Annotated in this window: 23 protein-coding genes; 3 read left to right on the top strand and 20 right to left on the bottom strand. The window is 54.6% G+C overall.

Annotated features, from left to right (window positions below; genetic code table 11):
• Positions 1-23: 23 nt before the first annotated feature.
• The 8 genes from fusA to fkpA form a co-directional block, all read right to left on the bottom strand.
• Positions 24-2,138, bottom strand: a complete 2,115-nt coding sequence (gene fusA, locus AB182_RS27705; RefSeq protein ID WP_047372875.1) for an elongation factor G — start codon at positions 2,136-2,138, stop codon at positions 24-26.
• Between the two features lie 88 nt (positions 2,139-2,226).
• Complete coding sequence (gene rpsG / locus AB182_RS27700; protein ID WP_035894363.1) at positions 2,227-2,697, bottom strand: 30S ribosomal protein S7; 471 nt, start codon at positions 2,695-2,697, stop codon at positions 2,227-2,229.
• A gap of 95 nt (positions 2,698-2,792) precedes the next feature.
• Positions 2,793-3,167, bottom strand: a complete 375-nt coding sequence (rpsL, locus tag AB182_RS27695) for a 30S ribosomal protein S12 (protein WP_000246815.1) — start codon at positions 3,165-3,167, stop codon at positions 2,793-2,795.
• Positions 3,168-3,290: 123 nt separating this feature from the next.
• A complete protein-coding gene (gene tusB / locus AB182_RS27690; RefSeq protein WP_047372874.1) occupies positions 3,291-3,578 on the bottom strand; it encodes a sulfurtransferase complex subunit TusB in 288 nt (95 codons plus the stop codon).
• A gap of 7 nt (positions 3,579-3,585) precedes the next feature.
• Positions 3,586-3,945: a sulfurtransferase complex subunit TusC gene (tusC, locus tag AB182_RS27685; RefSeq protein WP_047372873.1), complete on the bottom strand. Its 360-nt coding sequence runs from the start codon at positions 3,943-3,945 to the stop codon at positions 3,586-3,588.
• On the bottom strand, positions 3,945-4,331 hold the full coding sequence (gene tusD, locus AB182_RS27680) for a sulfurtransferase complex subunit TusD (RefSeq protein WP_047372872.1): 387 nt from the start codon (positions 4,329-4,331) through the stop codon (positions 3,945-3,947). Before tusD ends, tusC begins: the two co-directional genes overlap by 1 nt.
• Positions 4,331-5,053, bottom strand: a complete 723-nt coding sequence (locus AB182_RS27675; RefSeq protein WP_041851434.1) for a helix-turn-helix transcriptional regulator — start codon at positions 5,051-5,053, stop codon at positions 4,331-4,333. The genes tusD and AB182_RS27675 overlap by 1 nt, the downstream gene beginning before the upstream one ends.
• A 276-nt stretch (positions 5,054-5,329) precedes the next feature.
• Positions 5,330-6,166 (bottom strand): FKBP-type peptidyl-prolyl cis-trans isomerase, encoded by an 837-nt coding sequence (fkpA, locus tag AB182_RS27670; protein WP_047372871.1) that lies wholly within the window; start codon positions 6,164-6,166, stop codon positions 5,330-5,332.
• A gap of 233 nt (positions 6,167-6,399) precedes the next feature.
• Here fkpA and AB182_RS27665 point away from each other — a divergent pair, with 233 nt between their 5' ends.
• Positions 6,400-6,618, top strand: a complete 219-nt coding sequence (locus AB182_RS27665; protein WP_047372870.1) for a protein SlyX — start codon at positions 6,400-6,402, stop codon at positions 6,616-6,618.
• Positions 6,619-6,669: 51 nt separating this feature from the next.
• On the opposite strand, the gene slyD is transcribed toward AB182_RS27665, so the two are convergent.
• The 4 genes from slyD to kefG all read right to left on the bottom strand — a co-directional run bounded on the left by slyD (position 6,670) and on the right by kefG (position 9,928).
• Positions 6,670-7,263, bottom strand: a complete 594-nt coding sequence (gene slyD, locus AB182_RS27660; RefSeq protein WP_041851431.1) for a peptidylprolyl isomerase — start codon at positions 7,261-7,263, stop codon at positions 6,670-6,672.
• A 94-nt stretch (positions 7,264-7,357) separates the two neighbouring features.
• Complete coding sequence (locus AB182_RS27655) at positions 7,358-7,558, bottom strand: YheV family putative zinc ribbon protein (protein WP_041851430.1); 201 nt, start codon at positions 7,556-7,558, stop codon at positions 7,358-7,360.
• A 10-nt stretch (positions 7,559-7,568) separates the two neighbouring features.
• Positions 7,569-9,374, bottom strand: coding sequence for a glutathione-regulated potassium-efflux system protein KefB (kefB, locus tag AB182_RS27650; RefSeq protein ID WP_047372869.1), 1,806 nt, complete (start codon positions 9,372-9,374; stop codon positions 7,569-7,571).
• Positions 9,374-9,928 carry a glutathione-regulated potassium-efflux system ancillary protein KefG gene (kefG, locus tag AB182_RS27645; RefSeq protein WP_071845967.1) on the bottom strand — a complete coding sequence of 185 codons (555 nt, stop codon included), beginning with the start codon at positions 9,926-9,928 and terminating at the stop codon, positions 9,374-9,376. The genes kefB and kefG overlap by 1 nt, the downstream gene beginning before the upstream one ends.
• Before the next feature lie 170 nt (positions 9,929-10,098).
• On the opposite strand from kefG, the gene AB182_RS27640 reads away from it, so the two are divergent.
• Together AB182_RS27640 and AB182_RS27635 are read left to right on the top strand one after the other, a co-directional pair.
• Positions 10,099-12,003, top strand: coding sequence for an ABC transporter ATP-binding protein (locus AB182_RS27640; protein ID WP_041851427.1), 1,905 nt, complete (start codon positions 10,099-10,101; stop codon positions 12,001-12,003).
• Positions 12,004-12,021: 18 nt separating this feature from the next.
• Complete coding sequence (locus AB182_RS27635) at positions 12,022-12,954, top strand: LysR family transcriptional regulator (protein ID WP_047372867.1); 933 nt, start codon at positions 12,022-12,024, stop codon at positions 12,952-12,954.
• Between the two features lie 142 nt (positions 12,955-13,096).
• On the opposite strand, the gene mdcH is transcribed toward AB182_RS27635, so the two are convergent.
• The 8 genes from mdcH to mdcA form a co-directional block, all read right to left on the bottom strand.
• Positions 13,097-14,002, bottom strand: a complete 906-nt coding sequence (gene mdcH, locus AB182_RS27630) for a malonate decarboxylase subunit epsilon (RefSeq protein WP_047372866.1) — start codon at positions 14,000-14,002, stop codon at positions 13,097-13,099.
• Positions 14,003-14,617 (bottom strand): malonate decarboxylase holo-ACP synthase, encoded by a 615-nt coding sequence (locus AB182_RS27625; RefSeq protein WP_047372865.1) that lies wholly within the window; start codon positions 14,615-14,617, stop codon positions 14,003-14,005.
• Positions 14,618-14,620: 3 nt separating this feature from the next.
• Positions 14,621-15,580, bottom strand: coding sequence for an AEC family transporter (locus AB182_RS27620; protein WP_047372864.1), 960 nt, complete (start codon positions 15,578-15,580; stop codon positions 14,621-14,623).
• A gap of 129 nt (positions 15,581-15,709) precedes the next feature.
• Entirely contained in the window at positions 15,710-16,510 is an 801-nt protein-coding gene (mdcE, locus tag AB182_RS27615; RefSeq protein ID WP_047373465.1) for a biotin-independent malonate decarboxylase subunit gamma, read from the bottom strand.
• Positions 16,510-17,343 carry a biotin-independent malonate decarboxylase subunit beta gene (locus tag AB182_RS27610; RefSeq protein ID WP_047372863.1) on the bottom strand — a complete coding sequence of 278 codons (834 nt, stop codon included), beginning with the start codon at positions 17,341-17,343 and terminating at the stop codon, positions 16,510-16,512. The genes mdcE and AB182_RS27610 overlap by 1 nt, the downstream gene beginning before the upstream one ends.
• Entirely contained in the window at positions 17,336-17,635 is a 300-nt protein-coding gene (gene mdcC, locus AB182_RS27605; RefSeq protein ID WP_047372862.1) for a malonate decarboxylase acyl carrier protein, read from the bottom strand. The genes AB182_RS27610 and mdcC overlap by 8 nt, the downstream gene beginning before the upstream one ends.
• A gap of 9 nt (positions 17,636-17,644) precedes the next feature.
• Positions 17,645-18,502, bottom strand: coding sequence for a triphosphoribosyl-dephospho-CoA synthase (locus AB182_RS27600; protein WP_047372861.1), 858 nt, complete (start codon positions 18,500-18,502; stop codon positions 17,645-17,647).
• Positions 18,502-20,157: a malonate decarboxylase subunit alpha gene (gene mdcA / locus AB182_RS27595; RefSeq protein WP_047372860.1), complete on the bottom strand. Its 1,656-nt coding sequence runs from the start codon at positions 20,155-20,157 to the stop codon at positions 18,502-18,504. Before mdcA ends, AB182_RS27600 begins: the two co-directional genes overlap by 1 nt.
• Positions 20,158-20,414 lie beyond the last annotated feature (257 nt).

The following is a 20,414-nucleotide window of genomic DNA, read 5'->3' as shown; positions in this document are numbered from 1 at the left end:
GACTTTGGTTTTAACCCTGCGGCTTATTTACCACGGGCTTCGATTACGGCCTGAGCAACGTTGTTCGGGGCATCATCATACTTCAGGAATTCCATAGTGTACGATGCGCGACCTTTGGTCAGAGAACGCAGCTGAGTTGCGTATCCGAACATTTCAGACAGCGGTACTTCAGCGTGGATCTTAACGCCAGTCACTTCGGATTCCTGACCGCGCAGCATACCGCGACGACGGCTCAAGTCACCAATTACGTCACCAGTGTTCTCTTCCGGCGTCTCTACTTCAACCTTCATGATCGGCTCAAGCAGAACTGGTTTTGCTTTCTTAAAGCCTTCTTTAAAGGCAATAGACGCAGCCAGTTTAAACGCCAGTTCAGAGGAGTCAACGTCATGGTAAGAACCGAAGTGCAGACGCACGCCCATGTCAACTACCGGGTAACCAGCCAGCGGACCAGATTTCAGCTGCTCCTGGATGCCTTTATCAACGGCCGGGATGTATTCGCCAGGAATTACACCACCTTTAATGTCGTTGATGAACTCGTAACCTTTCGGATTTGAGCCCGGCTCCAGCGGGTACATGTCGATAACAACATGACCATACTGACCACGACCACCAGACTGTTTCGCGTGTTTACCTTCAACATCGGTAACTTTCTGACGAATCGCTTCACGGTAAGCAACCTGAGGTTTACCTACGTTCGCTTCAACGTTGAATTCACGCTTCATACGGTCAACGATGATATCGAGGTGCAGTTCACCCATACCAGCGATGATGGTCTGGTTAGATTCTTCGTCAGTCCATACGCGGAAAGACGGGTCTTCTTTAGCCAGACGGCCCAGAGCCAGACCCATTTTTTCCTGGTCAGCTTTGGTTTTCGGTTCTACTGCGATGGAGATTACCGGTTCCGGGAATTCCATACGTTCCAGAATGATCGGGTGATCCGGGTCACACAGGGTGTCACCCGTGGTCACGTCTTTCAGACCGATAGCTGCAGCGATATCGCCCGCGCGAACTTCTTTGATCTCTTCACGTTTGTTCGCGTGCATCTGCACGATACGACCAAAACGTTCACGAGCCGATTTCACGGAGTTCAGTACGGTATCACCAGAGTTAACCACGCCAGAGTACACGCGGAAGAACGTCAGGTTACCTACGAACGGGTCAGTTGCGATTTTGAATGCCAGCGCAGAGAACGGCTCTTCATCACTTGCGTGACGCTCAGCCGGCGTATCTTTACCGTCGTCCAGAATACCGTTGATTGCCGGTACGTCAGTCGGTGCAGGCAGGTAATCAATTACCGCATCCAGCATCGCCTGAACACCTTTGTTCTTAAATGCAGAACCACAGGTTACCAGGATGATTTCGTTGTTCAGAACACGCTGACGCAGCGCTTTCTTGATCTCTTCCTCGGTCAGCTCTTCGCCGCCCAGGTATTTTTCCATCAGCTCTTCAGACGCTTCAGCTGCGGATTCGATCAGGTTCTGGTGCCATTCGTCAGCCAGGTCCTGCATGTCAGCCGGGATATCTTCGTAAACGAAGGTAACGCCCTGGTCTGCATCGTTCCAGTTGATGGCTTTCATTTTCACCAGGTCAACAACACCGGTGAAACCTTCTTCAGCACCAATCGCCAGCTGCAGCGGAACCGGGTTCGCGCCCAGACGGGATTTGATCTGACCAACAACTTTCAGGAAGTTCGCGCCCATACGGTCCATTTTGTTAACGAACGCGATACGCGGAACTTTATATTTGTTTGCCTGACGCCATACGGTTTCAGACTGCGGCTGAACACCACCAACTGCGCAGTAAACCATGACCGCGCCATCAAGAACACGCATGGAACGTTCTACTTCGATGGTGAAGTCAACGTGCCCCGGGGTGTCGATGATGTTTACGCGATGCGGTTCATACTGTTTGGCCATACCAGACCAGAATGCAGTAGTCGCTGCAGAGGTGATAGTGATACCACGCTCCTGCTCCTGCTCCATCCAGTCCATGGTAGCGGCGCCGTCGTGAACTTCACCGATTTTGTGGTTTACACCGGTGTAGAACAGAATACGTTCGGTAGTCGTGGTTTTACCGGCGTCGATGTGCGCACTGATACCGATGTTACGGTAACGTGCGATGGGTGTTGTACGAGCCATTTGATTCCTCGTTTATTGCTTTAGACGTTCAGATTAAGTGAGCCAGAGCGGGCACCGAAGCGCCCGCCTGGTGACTAAACCGAAGGGATTACCAACGGTAGTGTGCGAACGCCTTGTTGGCTTCTGCCATACGGTGAACGTCTTCACGTTTCTTAACTGCAGTACCTTTGTTGTCTGCAGCATCAGAAAGTTCGTTCGCCAGGCGCAGAGCCATGGATTTATCACCGCGTTTACGAGCAGCTTCAACGATCCAACGCATTGCCAGAGCATTGCGACGAACCGGACGGACTTCAACTGGAACCTGATAAGTAGAACCACCAACGCGGCGAGACTTAACTTCTACAGTCGGGCGCACGTTTTCGAGAGCTACTTCGAATGCTTCCAGTTCGTTTTTACCAGAACGCTGAGCCAGGGTCTCAAGCGCGCTGTATACGATAGATTCGGCAGTAGATTTTTTACCATCTACCATCAGGATATTTACAAATTTAGCCAGCAGTTCTGATCCGAACTTCGGATCCGGCAGAATTTTACGCTGACCAATGACGCGACGACGTGGCATGGAAATACTCCGTTGTTAATTCAGGATTGTCCAAAACTCAAAGAGTTTAGTTTGACATTAATTTAAAACGTTTGGCCTTACTTAACGGAGAACAATTAAGCCTTAGGACGTTTCACGCCATACTTGGAGCGTGCTTGCTTACGGTCTTTAACGCCGGAGCAGTCAAGCGCACCACGAACGGTGTGATAACGAACACCCGGGAGGTCTTTTACACGACCGCCACGGATCAGGATCACGGAGTGTTCCTGCAGGTTGTGACCTTCACCACCGATGTAGGAAGTCACTTCAAAACCGTTAGTCAGACGAACACGACATACTTTACGCAGTGCGGAGTTCGGTTTTTTAGGAGTGGTAGTATATACACGAGTACATACGCCACGTTTTTGCGGGCATGCTTCCAGCGCAGGCACGTTGCTTTTCGCAACTTTGCGTGCACGTGGTTTGCGTACCAGCTGGTTAACTGTTGCCATTAAATAGCTCCTGGTTTTAGCTTTTGCTTCGTAAACACGTAATAAATCGACCTCATGCAATATGAGGACGCAGAATTTTATGGCTGTGCTGAAAGGGTGTCAAGAAATATACAACGATCCGTATCACCAACGCATCTGAGTCTCGTGTTTTACCGCCAGGCTAACGAAATCATTATAGCCAACCCTGACGACACTGCTCGAAATTTGACCAGACAGACCTCGCGCATCAATATCTTCATCCAGCGCATGCACCGTTATGGGGGCATTTAGCAGCAACTCAAGGTATTGCCCGCCTTCCACAGCAGCGATCACGCCGTCAGAAATCAATAAGAGATCGTCCCCGCCGCGTACGGTTCGCAGTAACGTTGCCATATCACATTGCCAGGGAGAATGAGCCAAAGTGTGCAACATAAATGCCTCAAAACGTCATGACAACATCGTATCCATCTAATTGGTCACGCAGCACATCCGGCGCCAGCAATTGCGCTGGCAACACAAATTGCGTCGCATCACTCAGGCCACGCTCACGGAGTGATGCCTGACAAACCCAACAGGTTTCGATGTCATAAAGAGGAAGAACTTTAAAGGTCGCGATGTAATCACGCGCCAGGATAGCCTTCGGCTGCTGGTTCGCCAGCAACTGGAAGACCCCGTCACCAATAAAAAATACGCCAATATCATCGGTAAAAGCGGATGCGGCCATTAAGGCATCAAGGCCTTCACGCCCGGCAGCCGATCCATGTGGCGCAGAGGTAAAGATAAAAGCGATACGTTTCATTAAAATTGCACCACACGATCGCACGTTAATGCCGCTTCGGCCAGCGTACCCAGTCCCGAGAGAGTGAACCCCGGCTGGAGATTAGCGAAAGGCAAGCCCTGTTGACCGGCCTCTGTTTCATCGACAACGCCACGGCGCAGCGCCGCTGCAACGCAGATATGCAATCCAAACTGATGCTGTTCATGCAGACGTTGCCACGCGCGAACAAGATCAAACTCGTCCGAGGCGGGAGAGGTCAGCAGATTCGCATTGCTGACCCCATCCTGGTAGAAAAAGACGCATCCCAACTCATGCCCACTGGCCAGCAGCGCGCAGGCGAACTGATATGCGCTGCTCGCCTGCTGGGAACCATAAGCCGGTCCGGTGACCATCAGGGCAAAACGCATTAACGATCCTGCCCGGAGAAGTCACCGCTTTTGAACTGGCGGATATACAGATAAACGGTGTGCTTGGAGATATTCAAGCGATCCGCCACCTGGTTGATGGCATCTTTAATATCGAAGATACCTTTTTCATAGAGATTCAGAACGATTTGTCGATTCTTGGCGTTATTTGAAACGTTACGATCGGCATTTACTTCTTCAATCGTAAATTCGAGGGTCTGAGTCACCAGGTCCTCTACCGAAGAAGCAAAGTTGACAGAAGAACCGGCATCCGGTGTTTCTGGTGGGATAAAGGTGTTCATGATTTGCGAGAACGGCACGTCAAGGTTCATGTTGATGCACAACAGACCAATGACCCGATGGTCGCGATTACGAATAGCAATTGTCACCGATTTCATTAAAACGCCGCTTTTCGCGCGCGTGAAGTAGCATTTGGAAACGCTACTGTCCGCACCGGTCATATCATGCAGCATACGCAATGCAAGGTCAGTAATCGGCGAACCGATTTTACGCCCGGTGTGCTCGCCGTTAGCGATACGAATGGCGGAACATTTCAGATCCTGCAGGGAGTGCAAAACAATTTCGCAGTGAGAACCAATGAGCATCGCTAACCCGTCCACAACGGCTTCGTATGACTTAAGAATATCGAAGTCAGTTTGATCGAAGGGACGTTGATCCAGTAAATCGAGTTCACTGGTTTCGTTGGTTAAGAGCGACCTGGACATGAAAAAAAGCACTCCTTTTCAGGAGCCTGTCGTTATGTTTTCAGGGCAGGCTCGACATTTACACAGAGGATTAAATTAATACAGCGTGGGTGACGCTTTCCAGAATTATATACACTTTATGCTTCAGACTGCTTCTTTGTTGACGGCATCAGCGCTGTCTGGTCACAGATTTGGGTATGCCAGGAAAATGCCGGTCTCTTCCGCGCCGAAGCATTATGAATGGTTTGAATCTCTGTGCTGCAAAAAAAACGCCGCTCAAAGGCGGCGTTTGCATCATTATTTCTTGGTTGCGTCAGCGGCTTTATCACCCGCGGCTGGAGCTGCATCAGGCGCAGCAGATGCGTCTGCTTTCGGTGCTGGTTTGATATCCAGCAATTCTACGTTAAAGACCAGCGTCGAGTTAGCCGGAATACCCGGAACGCCATTTTTACCGTAAGCCAGCTCTGGTGGGATCACGAGTTTGATTTTCCCGCCTTTTTTGATGTTTTTCAGGCCTTCGGTCCAGCCTGGGATAACGCCATCAAGACGGAAAGAGAGCGGCTCGCCACGGGTATAAGAGTTATCAAATTCTTTACCGTCAATAAGCGTACCTTTGTAGTTAACCACCACGGTGTCGCTGTCTTTCGGCGCATCACCCGTACCTTCTTTCTCTACCTGATAGAGCAGGCCAGTAGAAGAGGTTTTCACGCCTTTTTCTTTAGCGAACGCGTCACGGAAAGCTTTGCCCTTGGTTTCGTTTTCCTGAGCGTCTTTTTCCATTTTTTCCTGCGCGGCGGTCTTCACGCGGGTTTCAAACGCCTGCAGAGTCTGTTCAATCTCCTGGTCGGTCAGTTTGCTCTTATCAGCAAACGCATCCTGAACACCTGCGATCAGTTGATCTTTGTCCAGTTTGATACCCAGTTTCTCTTGCTCTTTCAGGGAGTTTTCCATGTAGCGGCCCAGTGACGCACCCAGCGCATAGGCGGATTTCTGGTCGTCATTTTTAAATGCCGCTTTGCTGTCAGCTGCAGCAGCTGCATCTTTCGTTGCGGTTTCAGCAGCGAAGGTGAGCGGCGCATTCAGTGCAACGGCCATCGTGGTCGCCAGCAGCGTGACTTTAAACAGTGATTTCATCCATATCTCCAGGGCCGGGGCATCTCACCCCAGGGTTAAACGTAAATGAGAAACGTACTATAAAACGTTGTGGGCGAAATCAACATAAGGTCTCCCCCTGAAATCGCCTGTTTTCAGACTATTTTTGTTTAAATTAGTTTCGCGTCGCCAGGTGGATGCTGCAGACGGGGTGAAAGTTCAGTAAAATCCGTCATCCTGGTGATAACCGTGCATAACGTTGAATGAGGTACACAATGAACGATTTAACAATGGAAGCGCGGCTGGCAGAACTGGAAAGCAAACTGGCCTTCCAGGAAATGACCATTGAAGAACTCAACCAGACGGTCATTTCCCATGAACTGGAAATGACGAAGCTGCGCGAACATATGCGCTTAATGGCAGAGAAACTCAAAGCAAGCCAGCCCTCACACATCGCTTCACAGTCCGAAGAGACGCCGCCGCCCCATTATTGAGATGTAAAAAAAGCGGGCAATGCCCGCTTTTTTGTGCCGTGACGACAGTTATTAGTGGCAACCGCAGCCGCCGTTACCGCCACAACCACCTTTGCCGTGCTCATGACCGTGGTCATGATCGTGGCCGTGGCCGCCGCAGCAACCGTCGTGACCATGGTCGTGATCGTGGTCATGACCATGCGCGCCGTGAACGTGGCCGTGAGCCAGTTCTTCTTCGGTTGCTTCGCGAATAGCAACAACTTCAACGTTGAATTTCAGATTCTGACCAGCCAGCATGTGGTTACCGTCAACGACGACGTGGTCGTCTTCAACTTCGGTAATTTCTACCGGTACCGGACCCTGGTCTGTTTCAGCCAGGAAACGCATGCCAACCTGCAGCTCGTCAACGCCCATGAAGACGTCTTTAGGAACGCGCTGTACCAGGTTTTCGTCGTACTGACCGTAAGCGTCGTTCGCGCCTACAGCAACATCAAATTTGTCGCCGACATCGTGACCTTCCAGCGCTGTTTCCAGGCCAGAGATCAGGGAACCATGACCATGCAGGTAGTCCAGCGGCGCACTCACCGGAGACTCATCAACCAATACACCGTCTTCTGTACGTACCTGATAGGCCAGGCTGACCACCAGGTCTTTTGCTACTTTCATGATATCTCCTGAGCGTGGGAAAATTGCTGGCGCAGATTGTAACGGAAATCCGCCCCTGTGTACCCTTTAGCTTAAAAAAACTCTGGGTATATCGCTAGTCCGGATGAAAGATCCCGATAACTTGCTCATCTTTACGGACATGCTCGCGGGCCTCTTTATCCGCCTCACGCATCTGATGACCGCACTTAACACATTCAACAATATCGACATTATTCTCGCGCCACATTGCCATCGAATCCTGCGCCTGGCAGGAAGGGCATACGGCCCCGGCAATAAAACGTTTACGTACTGCCATGGGTTCCCCCTTATTCAAACTCGTCCCAGCCATCCAGTTGGCGACGTTCTTGTTGCATTTCACGCTGAAAAATCTCTTCCAGCTCTCGTCTCGCTTCCCGCACACGGGAAATTTGCATCGTATCGGTATGCACTGGCATCAGCTCACGCAGCATACGCATATCGAGACGCTTAAAGTGCAACTGCGCGCGGTGGGCCTGATGCGGGTGCATCCCCACCGAGATAAGTGTTTTACGGCCTAATTCCAGCGCACTGGAAAACGTCTCACGGGAAAATTGTGTTACACCCACCTGCAAGAGCTCATGGGCTTCCACACGGCCCCGCGCACGCGCCATGATCTTGAGCTGCGGGAAATGTTGCTGACACAACTCCACCAGCTTCATCGTATCTTCCGGATCGTTACAGGTAATGACGATGGACTGGGCCTCTTCCGCCCCTGCAGAACGCAATAATTCAAGCTGCGTGGCATCGCCGTAATAGACTTTATAGCCATATTTACGCATCAGATTAACGGCGCTGATATCACGTTCAAGTACCGTTATACGCATTTTATTGGCCATCAGCAGGCGACCAATCACCTGACCGAAACGCCCGAATCCCACCACAATCACCTGCGGTTTGTCATCGTCAACCCACGGCATTTCGTCTTCATCTTCTGGCTGGTTAAAACGCCGCGACAACAGCTTATCGATGAGCTTCATCAGCGCTGGCGTAGTCATCATGGATAAGGTGACCGTCACCAGCAGCAGCGCCATTTGATCATTGTGAAACAGGCGTTGTGAGGAGGCCGATGAAAAAAGCACAAAAGCGAATTCTCCCCCCTGGCTTAATACCCCGGCAAATTGCATGCGTTCGGAACTGCGCATGCCATTGATCCGCGCCAGCAAATAAAGTACCGCCGTTTTAACAGCTACCAGCACAGCAACGCTTGCCAGCACCCATAACAGATGGGTATAGAGCACGCCCAGATTGAGCGCCATGCCGACGGAAATAAAGAACAACCCTAACAGCAGCCCTTTAAACGGATCGATGGCAATTTCCAGCTCATGACGGTATTCACTTTCCGCCAGCAGCACGCCCGCAATAAAGGTGCCCAGCGCCATCGAGAGCCCCAGCGCATCCATAAACAGCGCCGATCCGAGGACCAGTAACAATGTTGCAGCGGTAAAGACTTCGCGCACGCCGGATGCGGCAATAAAGCGAAACACCGGGCGCAACAGGTAGCGTCCGCCAACCAACACACCCGCAAATACCAGCACCTTAATGCCTATCTTTACCCAGTCCGGATGGTCGTCGCCATTGCCCGCCAGGAGCGGTACCAGCGCCAGCGCCGGGATCACCGCCAGGTCCTGAAACAACAGGACCGAGAAGCCCAGTTGCCCCGACTCGCTGCGATTCATCCCTTTTTCACGCATTAGCTGCAGCGCCATCGCGGTGGATGACATCGCCAGACCAATCCCGCCAATCACCGCCGCTTGCCAGGAGAATTGCGTCAGCATCAGTAATCCGGCCAGGATAGCCGCGCTAATCAGCACCTGCGCGGCGCCTACGCCAAAAATGGAACGACGCAGCGCCCAGAGTTTTGACGGATTCAGCTCCAGACCAATAATGAACATCAGGAAGACGACCCCGAGCTCCGAAAAATGGAGGATCTCATCAACATCGCTGATAAAACCCAGCCCCCAGGGGCCGATGGCAATCCCCGCCAGCAAGTAACCGAGTACCGCGCCAATCCCTAGCCTGGCAGCGAGCGGAACCGCCACCACCGCAGCGAAGAGAAACAGGACGCCTGCCAGTAACAAATCCGAACCTTCCATTACAGACCTCCCGTCATGATCGGCGAGGCCAGCCAGTCACCGTAGGCTTTCGCATGATTTGCCAGCGCTTCAGGCGACTGTCTACGCGCCCAGTAAATAATTATAGGATTCATCCAGTGCATGCGGCACATTGCCGCCGTTAACTCAAAAGGGCGCAAAATATCGCTAATGGGATAACGGTTGAGTCCGTCATGGCGATAGGCTGCCTCCGGCTCGCCGGTGGTGATAACACTACGCCAGTACTTTCCCGCGAGCTGACTCCCCGCCGGGCCGCTGGCGAATTCACGCGTAAGCACGCGGTCAAACCACTCCTTTAGCAGCGCCGGGCAGCTGTAGGTATAAAGAGGATGTTGGAAAACGATGACATCATGCTCGCGCAGCAATGCCTGTTCCCGGGGAATATCAATAAAAAAATCTGGATAGTGTGCATAGAGGTCATGCACGGTGACATTGTGCAGTTGCTTTGCCGGCTTGAGCAAAACTCGATTTGCCACCGAGTCCTGTGATTCCGGATGGGCATACAGCAGCAGTACTTTTGCTGTCTGGGACATCATCCCCCTCCCGGGCGTAAAACCTGTCATTTTTATTACCGCATTCAGCGGCCAGAATGATTTTGTCTAAATTCTTTGTTTTGGGCTACCATTGCGGGCCTGGTGAGGCGAAACCGCTCACTACTTACATTATCATAATGACAAATTAACATAGTCTGAACATACGGCGCCTTATGATTGTTTTCTCCTCGTTACAAATTCGTCGCGGCGTGCGTGTCCTGCTGGATAACGCCACAGCTACCATCAACCCGGGTCAGAAAGTCGGCCTGGTGGGCAAAAACGGCTGCGGCAAATCTACGTTGCTGGCGCTTTTGAAAAACGAGCTCAGCGCTGATGGCGGTAGTTTTACCTTTCCCAATAACTGGCAACTGGCGTGGGTGAATCAGGAAACCCCTGCCCTGCCAATGCCCGCACTCGATTATGTGATTGATGGCGATCGCGAATACCGTCGGCTCGAAGCAGAACTGAATGCGGCCAACGAACGCAATGACGGTCATGCCATCGCGACCGTCCACGGCAAGCTCGATGCTATCGACGCCTGGACCATCCGTTCGCGGGCCTCAAGTTTGTTACACGGTCTGGGTTTTTCTAACGAACAGCTCGAACGTCCGGTCAGCGATTTCTCCGGCGGCTGGCGTATGCGCCTTAACCTCGCCCAGGCGCTGATCTGCCGCTCCGACCTGCTGCTGCTCGATGAACCGACCAACCACCTCGATCTCGACGCAGTGATCTGGCTGGAAAAGTGGTTGAAAAGCTATCAGGGCACTCTGATTCTGATCTCCCACGATCGTGACTTCCTCGATCCGGTGGTGGATAAAATTATTCATATCGAACAGCAAACCATGTTCGAATACACTGGCAACTACAGCTCCTTTGAACGTCAGCGCGCAACCCGGCTGGCACAGCAACAGGCAATGTACGAAAGCCAGCAGGAGCGCGTGGCGCATCTGCAAAGTTTTATTGATCGCTTCAAGGCCAAAGCCAGTAAAGCGAAGCAGGCGCAAAGCCGCATCAAAATGCTGGAGCGTATGGAGCTTATCGCCCCGGCCCATGTGGATAACCCATTCCACTTTAGTTTCCGTGCGCCAGAAAGCCTGCCCAACCCGCTGCTGAAAATGGAAAAAATCAGCGCCGGTTATGGCGATCGCGTCATTCTCGACTCTATTAAGCTCAATCTGGTGCCGGGATCGCGAATCGGGTTACTGGGCCGCAACGGCGCCGGGAAATCAACGCTTATTAAACTGCTGGCCGGTGAACTGACGCCCTTTAGCGGCGATATCGGTCTGGCGAAAGGCATCAAGCTTGGCTATTTCGCCCAGCATCAACTGGAGTTCTTACGTGCCGACGAGTCGCCGTTACAGCATCTGGCGCGCATGGCCCCGCAGGAGCTGGAGCAAAAGCTTCGTGATTATCTCGGCGGTTTTGGTTTTCAGGGCGACAAAGTCAGCGAAGAGACCCGCCGCTTCTCCGGGGGTGAAAAAGCACGCCTGGTGCTGGCGCTGATCGTCTGGCAGCGTCCGAACCTGCTGCTACTCGATGAACCCACCAACCACCTCGATCTCGACATGCGTCAGGCGTTGACCGAAGCGTTAATCGAATTTGAAGGCGCGCTGGTGGTGGTGTCGCACGACCGTCACCTGCTACGCTCCACCACGGACGATTTATACCTGGTACACGACGGTAAAGTCGAACCGTTCGATGGCGATCTGGAAGATTATCAGCAGTGGCTGAGCGACATCCAGAAACAGGAAAGCCAGCCGACCGATGCACCGAAAGACAACGCCAACAGTGCACAGGCGCGAAAAGACCAGAAACGCCGTGAAGCCGAACTGCGAACCCAAACGCAACCGCTGCGCAAAGAGATCACCCGCCTCGAAAAAGAGATGGAAAAGCTCAATGCCCAGTTAGCCCAGGCGGAAGAGAAGCTCGGAGACAGCGGCCTGTATGACCAAAGCCGTAAAGCAGAGCTTACCGAGTGTCTGCAACAACAGGCAAAGGCAAAAGCTGGTCTTGAAGAGTGCGAAATGGCATGGCTGGAGGCGCACGAGCAGCTTGAGGCAATGCTGCAAACCGATTAATCACACAGGCAGGCGGAGATGACCCCCGACATCACCAGTGACCTCACCTTTCGCAAGCTGGCCATTTTTATGGCCTTCATGGAGAAAGGCAATATCGCCCGAACCGCCGAGGCGCTGAACCTCAGCGGCGTGAGTGTGCATCGTGCGTTGCATACGCTGGAGGAGAACGTACGCTGCCCGCTGTTTGTTCATAAGGGGCGTAACTTACTGCCCCTTCCTGCAGCCTGGACATTGCTGGAGTACTGCCAGGAGGCCACGCAAATCATGGAACGAGGCCTGGCAGAAGCCCGTAAGATGGCGGGTATCGGCCAGAATCGTTTGCGTGTTGGCACGCTCTATTCCCTCACCCTTGAAACCGTCCCCCAGTTGATTATGGGGATGAAACTGCGCCGCCCTCAGCTGGAGATGGATTTGACGATGGGGTCAAACGAGACCCTGTTGCAGAAACTTGAGGAAGGGTCGCTGGATGCAATATTGATCTCCATTTCTGAGTCGGAACTTGATTCTGCCAACCTCGAAATGCTGCCGCTCTTCCACGATGAAATCTTTCTGGCCGCACCAGCAGCAGCGAAACTGCATACCTCCGCCCCCGCTGATTTACGCGACTATCGCCAGCAAAAATTCGTCTCTCTCGCCGAAGGATTTGCCACGTACGCCGGGTTCCAGGAAGCCTTCCATATCGCCGGATTTGAGCCTGAGATTGTCACCCGGGTGAACGACATCTTTTCTATGCTGAGCCTGGTGCAGGCGGGCGTTGGCTTCACGTTGATGCCGGGGCGGATGAAGAAGGTGTATGAGAACTCGGTGCAGTTACTTAAACTCGCACAGCCCTACCAGATGCAGCAGCAGATCGCCATCGTCTTTGCCCGCAATCGCGAGCATGACCCGAACCTGCTGGCGCTGGCGGCGGAAGGTCGTATGTACGCCAGAAACCGACAGGAAAACGCCTGATTGTCGGCCCGATAAGCGAAGCACCAACGGACGTAGCCCGGGTCAGGCGTTTACGCCGCCCCCCGGGAAAGCACCAACGCGGCCTATACCCGGCTGGCGCGCGGCTTAGCCGGGCTACAGTCGCAGAGTCGACTACGTATTGTCACCCGGCCTGCGCTCTGAGCCGTTTCGCCAGATGTACTGCCACATCCATTCCGCTACGTTCCAGCGAGACTGACTCACCTTCCCAGGCGGCCTGACGGGTTAAACAGGTCAGTATGCCGCCAGGCGGCATCTCAATCGCCAGCCGTGCTTCGCGTTCATTTGCCGCAATCATCGCCTCCTGCCAGCGTACGGTTCGCGCCATGTTCATCGCCAGATCGTCGGCAATCTTATCGGCCTGCCACAGTACACGTCCGGTGCTACCACTGAGGTAAGCACAGTTCGGGCGAGAAAGTGTCACCTTGCGAAATGCCTCGGCCAGTTTTTGCGCGGGCTCAGCCAGTAGCGCACAGTGCGACGGTACGCTGACATCAAGACGACGAACTTTATTCGCGCCTTTGGCGAGCGCTTTCTGCCCCACATCCGCCATCGCCGCATCACTACCGGCAATCACAATCTGGGTCTCGGCATTCAGATTGGCAATATACGCCCCGCTCCCTTCCACCAGTGTTTCCACCTGCGGCAGCGTCAGGCCCATGATCGCCGTCAGACCATAACCGTGAGGCCAGGCCTGTTCCATCAAATCCCCGCGCAAAGCCACAAGCCGCAGGGCATCGGCATAATCCAGCGACCCGGCGATGACCGCGGCCGGATACGCGCCAATCGACAGCCCGCTGACGATATCGGGCGAAACGTGCCGACGCATGAGTTCATGCGCCCAGGCCACTCCGGCTATCAACAAACAAAGCTGAACGGCGCGCGTATGCTGCAAGGCATTGGCAGTATCCAGCGTATCGATCTCTGCGCCGAGCACCTCACGCGCCTGCGCCAGTTCCGTTCCCGGAAGCGCGCGCAGCATCCCCGGATGCTGCGTTCCCTGACCCGGAAAGGTAAACAGAATTTTCATTTAATTCCCCTCAAACCAGGGATCGCTGACCAACTGCGGCCCGCGATTCGTTTTCAGGAGCACCCTGCCGTCACGCAGCCACTCCGAGAGCGCAAAGCCGCCCTGCGGAACATTGACCTGCGTATCAACCCGGCATAAGGCGCCTGAAATCTGCTGCTGCCAGCGAAGTAATACCTCGCGCGCCAGCGGCTGCGGCGCGCGGATCAGCAGGTCAAGATCGCTGGTCGCATGCAACACCGGAATCCCGGTTGCCAGGCTATAACCGCTACTGCCCGTAATTCCCCAGACCCACGGCCAACGCTGCTGCGCCAACTGAAACGCGACCTGCACGGGCGGCTGAGTGATAAACGGCGAACGGACCAGTGTCTGCGTATCAACGAGCTCTTCCGGAGAGACGACGCGGATAACGTGCTCAGGAGCAACCCAGGCCGCCGCGCGCTGTTCACGTTTGAGGCCGCGTATCCCGACGGGTACGCGGCCATTAGGATTCACATCACGCCGCACCACCACCGGTAAACCGGGGTGCCATATCTCTTCAACCCAGGCTTCGGTCACGCCTTCCAGGGCGCGACGGTCAGCCAGCCAGACAAGGTCGTGCGGTCGTAATGTTTTCATGGTTTAGATTCCTGAGGTCAGCGAGATAAACAACGGCAACGACAGAATACACAGTACAGAGCTTAACAGCAGCACGGCTTCTGCATCCGGCGATTGCACGCCAAAGCGGTTGCCGAATACCACGCCGAAGAAACCGGCAGACAGTGCAATCATCAGAATCGCGGTGATCGCCACCGAACCGTGCAGACCAAAAATCAGCACGATGCCCCAGGCGATAAAGGGCTGAATCAGCAGTTTGGCGATGGTTGAGGTGATGACCATGGTGTTGATTTGCAGTTTACGGGCAGAGAGGATCACCCCGGTCAGGAATAGCGCCGCTGCGGTTGCGGACAGGCCCAGCGGTTTTATCGCCGCCAACAGCAGTTCCGGCATTTTGATGCCAATCGCCGAAAGGATCACGCCTAACAGCGGCCCCATCACAATCGGTTTTTTCAGCGAGCGCCACATCAATACTGGCAACATAGCCAGCGTGGAGCCGGAGTAACCACCTTGCGCACGGGCTTTTTCACGTTCCAGAATCAGCAGGCAGAACGGGGTCATCAATACTGAGCCACAGGCAATCGACACCGCGACAGAAAGCGACGTAGAAGACCCTTCACCCAGCACGCTGCCCAGAATAGGCAGCCCCAGCGCCGCATAGTTTGGCAGCGCCACGGTCAGGGTCAGCACGGCGGCATCCTGCGGCGATTTTTTAAAGACGCGGGTCGCCAGGAAGTAGATAACCGCGTAAGTCACCCACATCGCCAGCGTCAGGACCAGGATCAGCGGAGACTGGGCAACGATACCGGTCCACGGTGTTTGCACGGTGGCGCTGAACAACGCAGCGGGGAGTGCGAAATCCATAACGAAAATATTGAGCAGGGAAACATTCTTGTTATCCACCATTTTGGCCTTGCCCGCCCAGAAACCCAGCAACATGATGATGAAAATCGGTGCGAGGGCATGAACAATCACATAAGTCATAAATCACCTGTAATAAATAAAGAAACGTTTAGCACTGGTGCGATGATTATTATTTTCAGGATGCACGTTCCCGCGTGGGCACAATGATTGTGCCCACGGCGTTAATGCATCTGGCAGGTCTCTTTTTGCTTACCAGCTCGCTTTCATGCGTTCACGCACAAGCGCAGAGCTGCGGCGATTGTCAGCGCCCAGACGGTTTTTCAGGGTGGCATCCTGACGAGCGGCGTTGATAGCCTCTTGCAGCGTGGTTTTCACCCGCGCCAGATCGGTCGACGACGGGGCATCCGGATTGCTGATATCCAGCAGGTTCTCCAGCAGCCCCAGGGTGGCGTAGTTACTGATGTCGTATGCCATCGGCGGAATAGTGGCCGCCAGTTTTTCCAGCGCCTCCACGGTACGCAGGGTGATACGCGCGGCAGACTCTTTGCCCATCGCGTGGATCAGTACGCCTTTGTCGTTGAAGGCAATCAGTCGATTAGCCTGATAACCGTGCGCCAGAAACGCACCGGACATCGCTTTACCGACGATAAGACCAATCACCGGATGCCCCGCCAGACGCGCATTGGCATAGGCTGCTGCTGCTCCGGCCAGCGCCTGGTGAATGCCAAACCCCTCTTCGCGGCGACCGTAGGCCTGGCTTGGGACATCGATCACCGCCACAATCGGGCGTTTCACGGACTTATTCGCATCCTCAGCCACGGTTTCGCTGACCACTTTTGCCAGTGTCCAGCCTTCCAGCAGACCCACTTCGCCTTTGGCGGCGCGCGGGAAATGGTTATTCGCATCCGGCACAACGGCGATAAAGCGCACCGTTTCACCATTCAGTTCACCATCAGCTACCTGTACGGACGGGCATAAGCCTGCCAGGCGCTGGGCGTTTGGGGCGAGGGTTTCCAGCCATAATTCGCCACGGCTTATTGAGTTACTCATCATTTCACCTCCCGGGCGAAGAGCGCGTGAATCTGTTCTGAATCGGCCTGTTTGCGGGTGTCGAAATTCGACAGTCGGTCAAGATACCAGTCGTAATTATCGGTACGGTGTTTTGCGGGAACACCTTTTGCCAGCGCGTCGCTCATAGCCGCTTTCACCGCATTCACGCCATCACCCACCAGCGCATCCACCAGTCCGCTTTGATAGCGCACTTCACCGCCGGTCATGCTCCAGATAAACGGACGGTCGCGGTAGTCGTACTCTTCAATCCCGGCTTCCTGTTCGATAACCTGCGGGCCGTTCAGCCCCAGACGCGCTTCGCGGGTGACAATCAGATAGCTACACAGCGCCGCGGCAATGGACATCCCGCCGAAGCAGCCCACGGTCCCGGCCACAATGCCGACGACCGGGGTATAGCGACGCAGGTCAACAATCGCCGCATGAATATCAGCAATTGCCGCCAGACCGAGGTTCGCTTCCTGCAGACGCACGCCGCCGGTTTCGAGGCACAGAACGGCCTGAGTCGGGATACCGTTACGGTTATCTTCCGCCGCCAGCTCCAGCGCCGCCGCCATTTTGGCGCCTGAGACTTCGCCCATACTGCCGCCCTGGAAGGCGCCTTCAATGGCAATCACCACCGCCGGTTGGCCGTTGATGGTGCCTTTCGCGACCACCATGCCGTCATCAGCCTGTGGAACAATGCCCTGCGCGCCCAGCCACGGGGAAACAATCCCTTCAAACGGGTCGAGCAGTTCACGGTAGCTGCCTTCGTCCAGCAGCGCATGCGCCCGCTGGCGTGCTTTTAATTCGATAAAACTGCGGTCATTACGCATAGCTCACCTCTTCAAAGACCTGCTCGATACGAATGCGCGCAACACCGGGCGTGGCACCGAAATCGTGGATGGTCAGTTTGCCCGCAGGCAGACTGCTGACGGTCTGCAGACGGTTGAATAAGGCTTCCCAGCGTCCACGGCTGTTGTCGACGGAAGTCGTGATATCAATAGTGAGCGTCTGGCTCTGGTCGGCGGTGAACAACACCTCCATATCTCCTGAACCAACAACCCCTGCCAGCGCTTTGCCGTTTAAGGTACGGCTGGCGGGCACGGTTAATGTGATTTTTTCCATAACATCCTCTTAATGCTTGAAATAGGGCGTCCCGATACGGTCAAGAAACAGGGTGGCAGCCAGTAAGTCTGCGGCGCCGCCTGGCGAGGCGTTCAGCGTCAGCATCTGGCGATCCAGGATGCCGAGTGCCAACTGTCCCTCCAGGGTCGCACTGCCCCCTGCGCTTAAGACGGCGCGCGCGCCGCGCTGCATGGTCTCAAGCCCTTCCATCCCGGCGCGGGAGAGCACGCAGGTATCGGTAAGCGACGTCATGATGGCCATCAGGGCATCAATCCGGGCGTGAGATTCACTGCCACCGTTTCTCCGGCTCAAACGCAACTGCGGCAACGCATGCTGCAAAATATGCGGGAAGCCCTGCTGGGCCTCTTCTCGGGCACCAGGTACGCGATAACGGTGCGTAGCGCGAAGCCCTTTACTGAAGACTTTGGGCGCGGCGTCATCCGGCAGTTTCGCCAGTGTGGCGGCGGTCGCTGCAATAACAGGCGCGTTCGCCTCACCGCCGAGCATCGCTACCGCACTCACCAGTAACCCCAATGCCCAGATAGCCCCGCGATGGGTGTTCACGCCACCTGTTGCCGCCATCATGGCCTGTTCGCCAACACGTCCGAGTCGCCCGACAGTTTGCCGCAGCGCAATATCTGCCGGACGCAGCCAGCTTTGTAACGCCAGCGCCTGAAATGTCGGGGTCAGGCTATGGGCAGACCGCTCCATTAACGCGAGCGTTAAATCGTGGTGCGCGCCGTTCCCCCGACTGTCCACCAGACCGGGTTTCGGGCTTAATCGTGCTTCGTCAATCAGACACTGCGTGGCGGTTCGCGCCAGCCATTCGGCACCGCCTTCAACCTGAATCTGTGGCAGAAGTTTCATTACCAGCTCCGGAATTTCGCAGGCGGGTTGTAAAGACCACCAGACCATTCCACCAGGTCTGCCACGCTGCTTGCCGCCAGTAACGAACGGGTTGCCTCGGTGCGGCGAATACCCATATCTTCCGGGTAAACCACTTTGCCGCTACGGCGCAGGTCGGCAACGCGTTTGGCGTCCACACCCAGGCCAATATCGGTGATACCTGCCACGGCAGCGACCATCGCACGGCGCTCTTCAAGGCTTTCAGCACGATAGAGATAGGCGATGCCTTCTTCGGTCAGGACATGGGTGACGTCATCGCCATAAATCATGACCGGCGCCAAAGGCATACCCGACGTTTTGGCCACGTCAACCGCATCAAGCGTTTCCACAAAGGTCGGTTTTGCGCCCGCCTGGAAGGTTTCGACCATCTGCACGACGAGTTTTTTACCGCGCTGCATCGGGTCGGGTTCGGTGATCATATTCAGCCACGCCGGGGTCGCATGACGACGACCGTGCGGGTCATGGCCCATATTTGGCGCACCGCCGAAACCCGCCAGACGCCCACGGGTTACCGTTGAGGAGTTCGCCAGGCCATCAATTTGCAGGGTCGAACCGATGAACATATCTACCGCGTACTGACCAGCCAGCTGGCAGAAAGCACGGTTGGAACGCATCGAGCCGTCAGAGCCGGTAAAGAACACGTCCGGACGGGCACGGATGTACTCTTCCATCCCCAGTTCGCCGCCGAAGCAGTGCACACTCTCCACCCAACCGCTTTCAATCGCCGGGATCAGCGTCGGATGCGGGTTCAGCGTCCAGTGTTTACAGATTTTGCCTTTCAGGCCGAGCTGTTCGCCGTAGGTTGGCAGCAGCAGTTCAATCGCTGCGGTATTGAAGCCGATGCCGTGGTTTAACGACTGCACCTGATGCTCAGCGTAGATGCCTTTGATGGCCATCATCGCCATCAGGATATGTTCCTGTTTGATGAGACGCGGGTCGCGGGTGAAAAGTGGCTCGATAAAAAACGGTTTGTCAGCCACGACCACGTAGTCAATCCATGAACCCGGGATGTCCACGCGCGGTAAATCGCATTCGTCATCCACCAGTTCATTGACCTGAGCGATAACAATCCCGTCGCGGAAGGCAGCGGCTTCCACCAGTGCCGGGGTATCTTCGGTACTCGGGCCGGTGTAGAGGTTGCCTTTACGGTCCGCTTTGTAACTGGCAATCAGCGCCACATTGGGCGACAGATCCACATACAGACGGGAGTAAAGCTCGATGTAGGTATGAATAGCACCAATTTCCAGCAGGCCGTCTTCCAGCAGTTGCGAGATACGCAGGCTTTGTGTGCCGGAGAAGGAGAAGTCCAGCTTGCGGGCAATACCTTTTTCGAAGATATCCAAATGCTCGCTGCGCCCGACGCTTGGCATGATCATATGCAGGTCGTGGACTTTTTGCGGGTTGACCGACGCCAGCGCGCGGGAAAGAAAATCAGCCTGTTTTTGGTTATTCCCTTCCAGTACCACTTTGTCGCCCGGGGCGAGCAGTTTTTCCAGCATGGCGACCAGATCGTCGGTCGGCAGCACCTTACCCTGTACGGGTACGGAGGCCAGGCGGCGCTGTTTTTCCGTGCGCCGCGTGTTCCAGACCCGTTCTGGTGTTTGTCCAGATAACATTATTAACCTCCTGATTCAGCGAATCATTTTGATTTGCTTAACACTGAATAAAGTGTGCGCGCTGGTGAGAAAGGCATCAATTAAGGATCAAAGACGATTGTTAGCCTGAGGGTAATAATCAAAGTGATGATTTGTGACGAGGATCATTTTAAGGGAGGAAATCTGTAGTACACAGGGGGCACAATGCTCCCCCGGAAGGGCTGAGGGATCGCCATAAAAATGCGCGCACGTTCGGTCCCCTCTCCCTGAGGGAGAGG

Origin of the sequence: Phytobacter ursingii (genome assembly GCF_001022135.1) — a bacterium.
In the GTDB taxonomy this organism is placed as follows: domain Bacteria; phylum Pseudomonadota; class Gammaproteobacteria; order Enterobacterales; family Enterobacteriaceae; genus Phytobacter; species Phytobacter ursingii.
Note: the sequence above shows the minus strand (reverse complement) of the source record. Positions and strands in the feature narration are given on the sequence as shown.

Excerpts from the sequence above, each read along its gene's own strand:
- fusA (WP_047372875.1), bottom strand. The coding sequence starts at position 2,138 with ATGGCTCGTACAACACCCATCGCACGTTACCGTAACATCGGTATCAGT.
- rpsG (WP_035894363.1), bottom strand. The coding sequence starts at position 2,697 with ATGCCACGTCGTCGCGTCATTGGTCAGCGTAAAATTCTGCCGGATCCG.
- rpsL (WP_000246815.1), bottom strand. The coding sequence starts at position 3,167 with ATGGCAACAGTTAACCAGCTGGTACGCAAACCACGTGCACGCAAAGTT.
- tusB (WP_047372874.1), bottom strand. The coding sequence starts at position 3,578 with ATGTTGCACACTTTGGCTCATTCTCCCTGGCAATGTGATATGGCAACG.
- tusC (WP_047372873.1), bottom strand. The coding sequence starts at position 3,945 with ATGAAACGTATCGCTTTTATCTTTACCTCTGCGCCACATGGATCGGCT.
- tusD (WP_047372872.1), bottom strand. The coding sequence starts at position 4,331 with ATGCGTTTTGCCCTGATGGTCACCGGACCGGCTTATGGTTCCCAGCAG.
- AB182_RS27675 (WP_041851434.1), bottom strand. The coding sequence starts at position 5,053 with ATGTCCAGGTCGCTCTTAACCAACGAAACCAGTGAACTCGATTTACTG.
- fkpA (WP_047372871.1), bottom strand. The coding sequence starts at position 6,166 with ATGAAATCACTGTTTAAAGTCACGCTGCTGGCGACCACGATGGCCGTT.
- AB182_RS27665 (WP_047372870.1), top strand. The coding sequence starts at position 6,400 with ATGAACGATTTAACAATGGAAGCGCGGCTGGCAGAACTGGAAAGCAAA.
- slyD (WP_041851431.1), bottom strand. The coding sequence starts at position 7,263 with ATGAAAGTAGCAAAAGACCTGGTGGTCAGCCTGGCCTATCAGGTACGT.
- AB182_RS27655 (WP_041851430.1), bottom strand. The coding sequence starts at position 7,558 with ATGGCAGTACGTAAACGTTTTATTGCCGGGGCCGTATGCCCTTCCTGC.
- kefB (WP_047372869.1), bottom strand. The coding sequence starts at position 9,374 with ATGGAAGGTTCGGATTTGTTACTGGCAGGCGTCCTGTTTCTCTTCGCT.
- kefG (WP_071845967.1), bottom strand. The coding sequence starts at position 9,928 with ATGATGTCCCAGACAGCAAAAGTACTGCTGCTGTATGCCCATCCGGAA.
- AB182_RS27640 (WP_041851427.1), top strand. The coding sequence starts at position 10,099 with ATGATTGTTTTCTCCTCGTTACAAATTCGTCGCGGCGTGCGTGTCCTG.
- AB182_RS27635 (WP_047372867.1), top strand. The coding sequence starts at position 12,022 with ATGACCCCCGACATCACCAGTGACCTCACCTTTCGCAAGCTGGCCATT.
- mdcH (WP_047372866.1), bottom strand. The coding sequence starts at position 14,002 with ATGAAAATTCTGTTTACCTTTCCGGGTCAGGGAACGCAGCATCCGGGG.
- AB182_RS27625 (WP_047372865.1), bottom strand. The coding sequence starts at position 14,617 with ATGAAAACATTACGACCGCACGACCTTGTCTGGCTGGCTGACCGTCGC.
- AB182_RS27620 (WP_047372864.1), bottom strand. The coding sequence starts at position 15,580 with ATGACTTATGTGATTGTTCATGCCCTCGCACCGATTTTCATCATCATG.
- mdcE (WP_047373465.1), bottom strand. The coding sequence starts at position 16,510 with ATGAGTAACTCAATAAGCCGTGGCGAATTATGGCTGGAAACCCTCGCC.
- AB182_RS27610 (WP_047372863.1), bottom strand. The coding sequence starts at position 17,343 with ATGCGTAATGACCGCAGTTTTATCGAATTAAAAGCACGCCAGCGGGCG.
- mdcC (WP_047372862.1), bottom strand. The coding sequence starts at position 17,635 with ATGGAAAAAATCACATTAACCGTGCCCGCCAGCCGTACCTTAAACGGC.
- AB182_RS27600 (WP_047372861.1), bottom strand. The coding sequence starts at position 18,502 with ATGAAACTTCTGCCACAGATTCAGGTTGAAGGCGGTGCCGAATGGCTG.
- mdcA (WP_047372860.1), bottom strand. The coding sequence starts at position 20,157 with ATGTTATCTGGACAAACACCAGAACGGGTCTGGAACACGCGGCGCACG.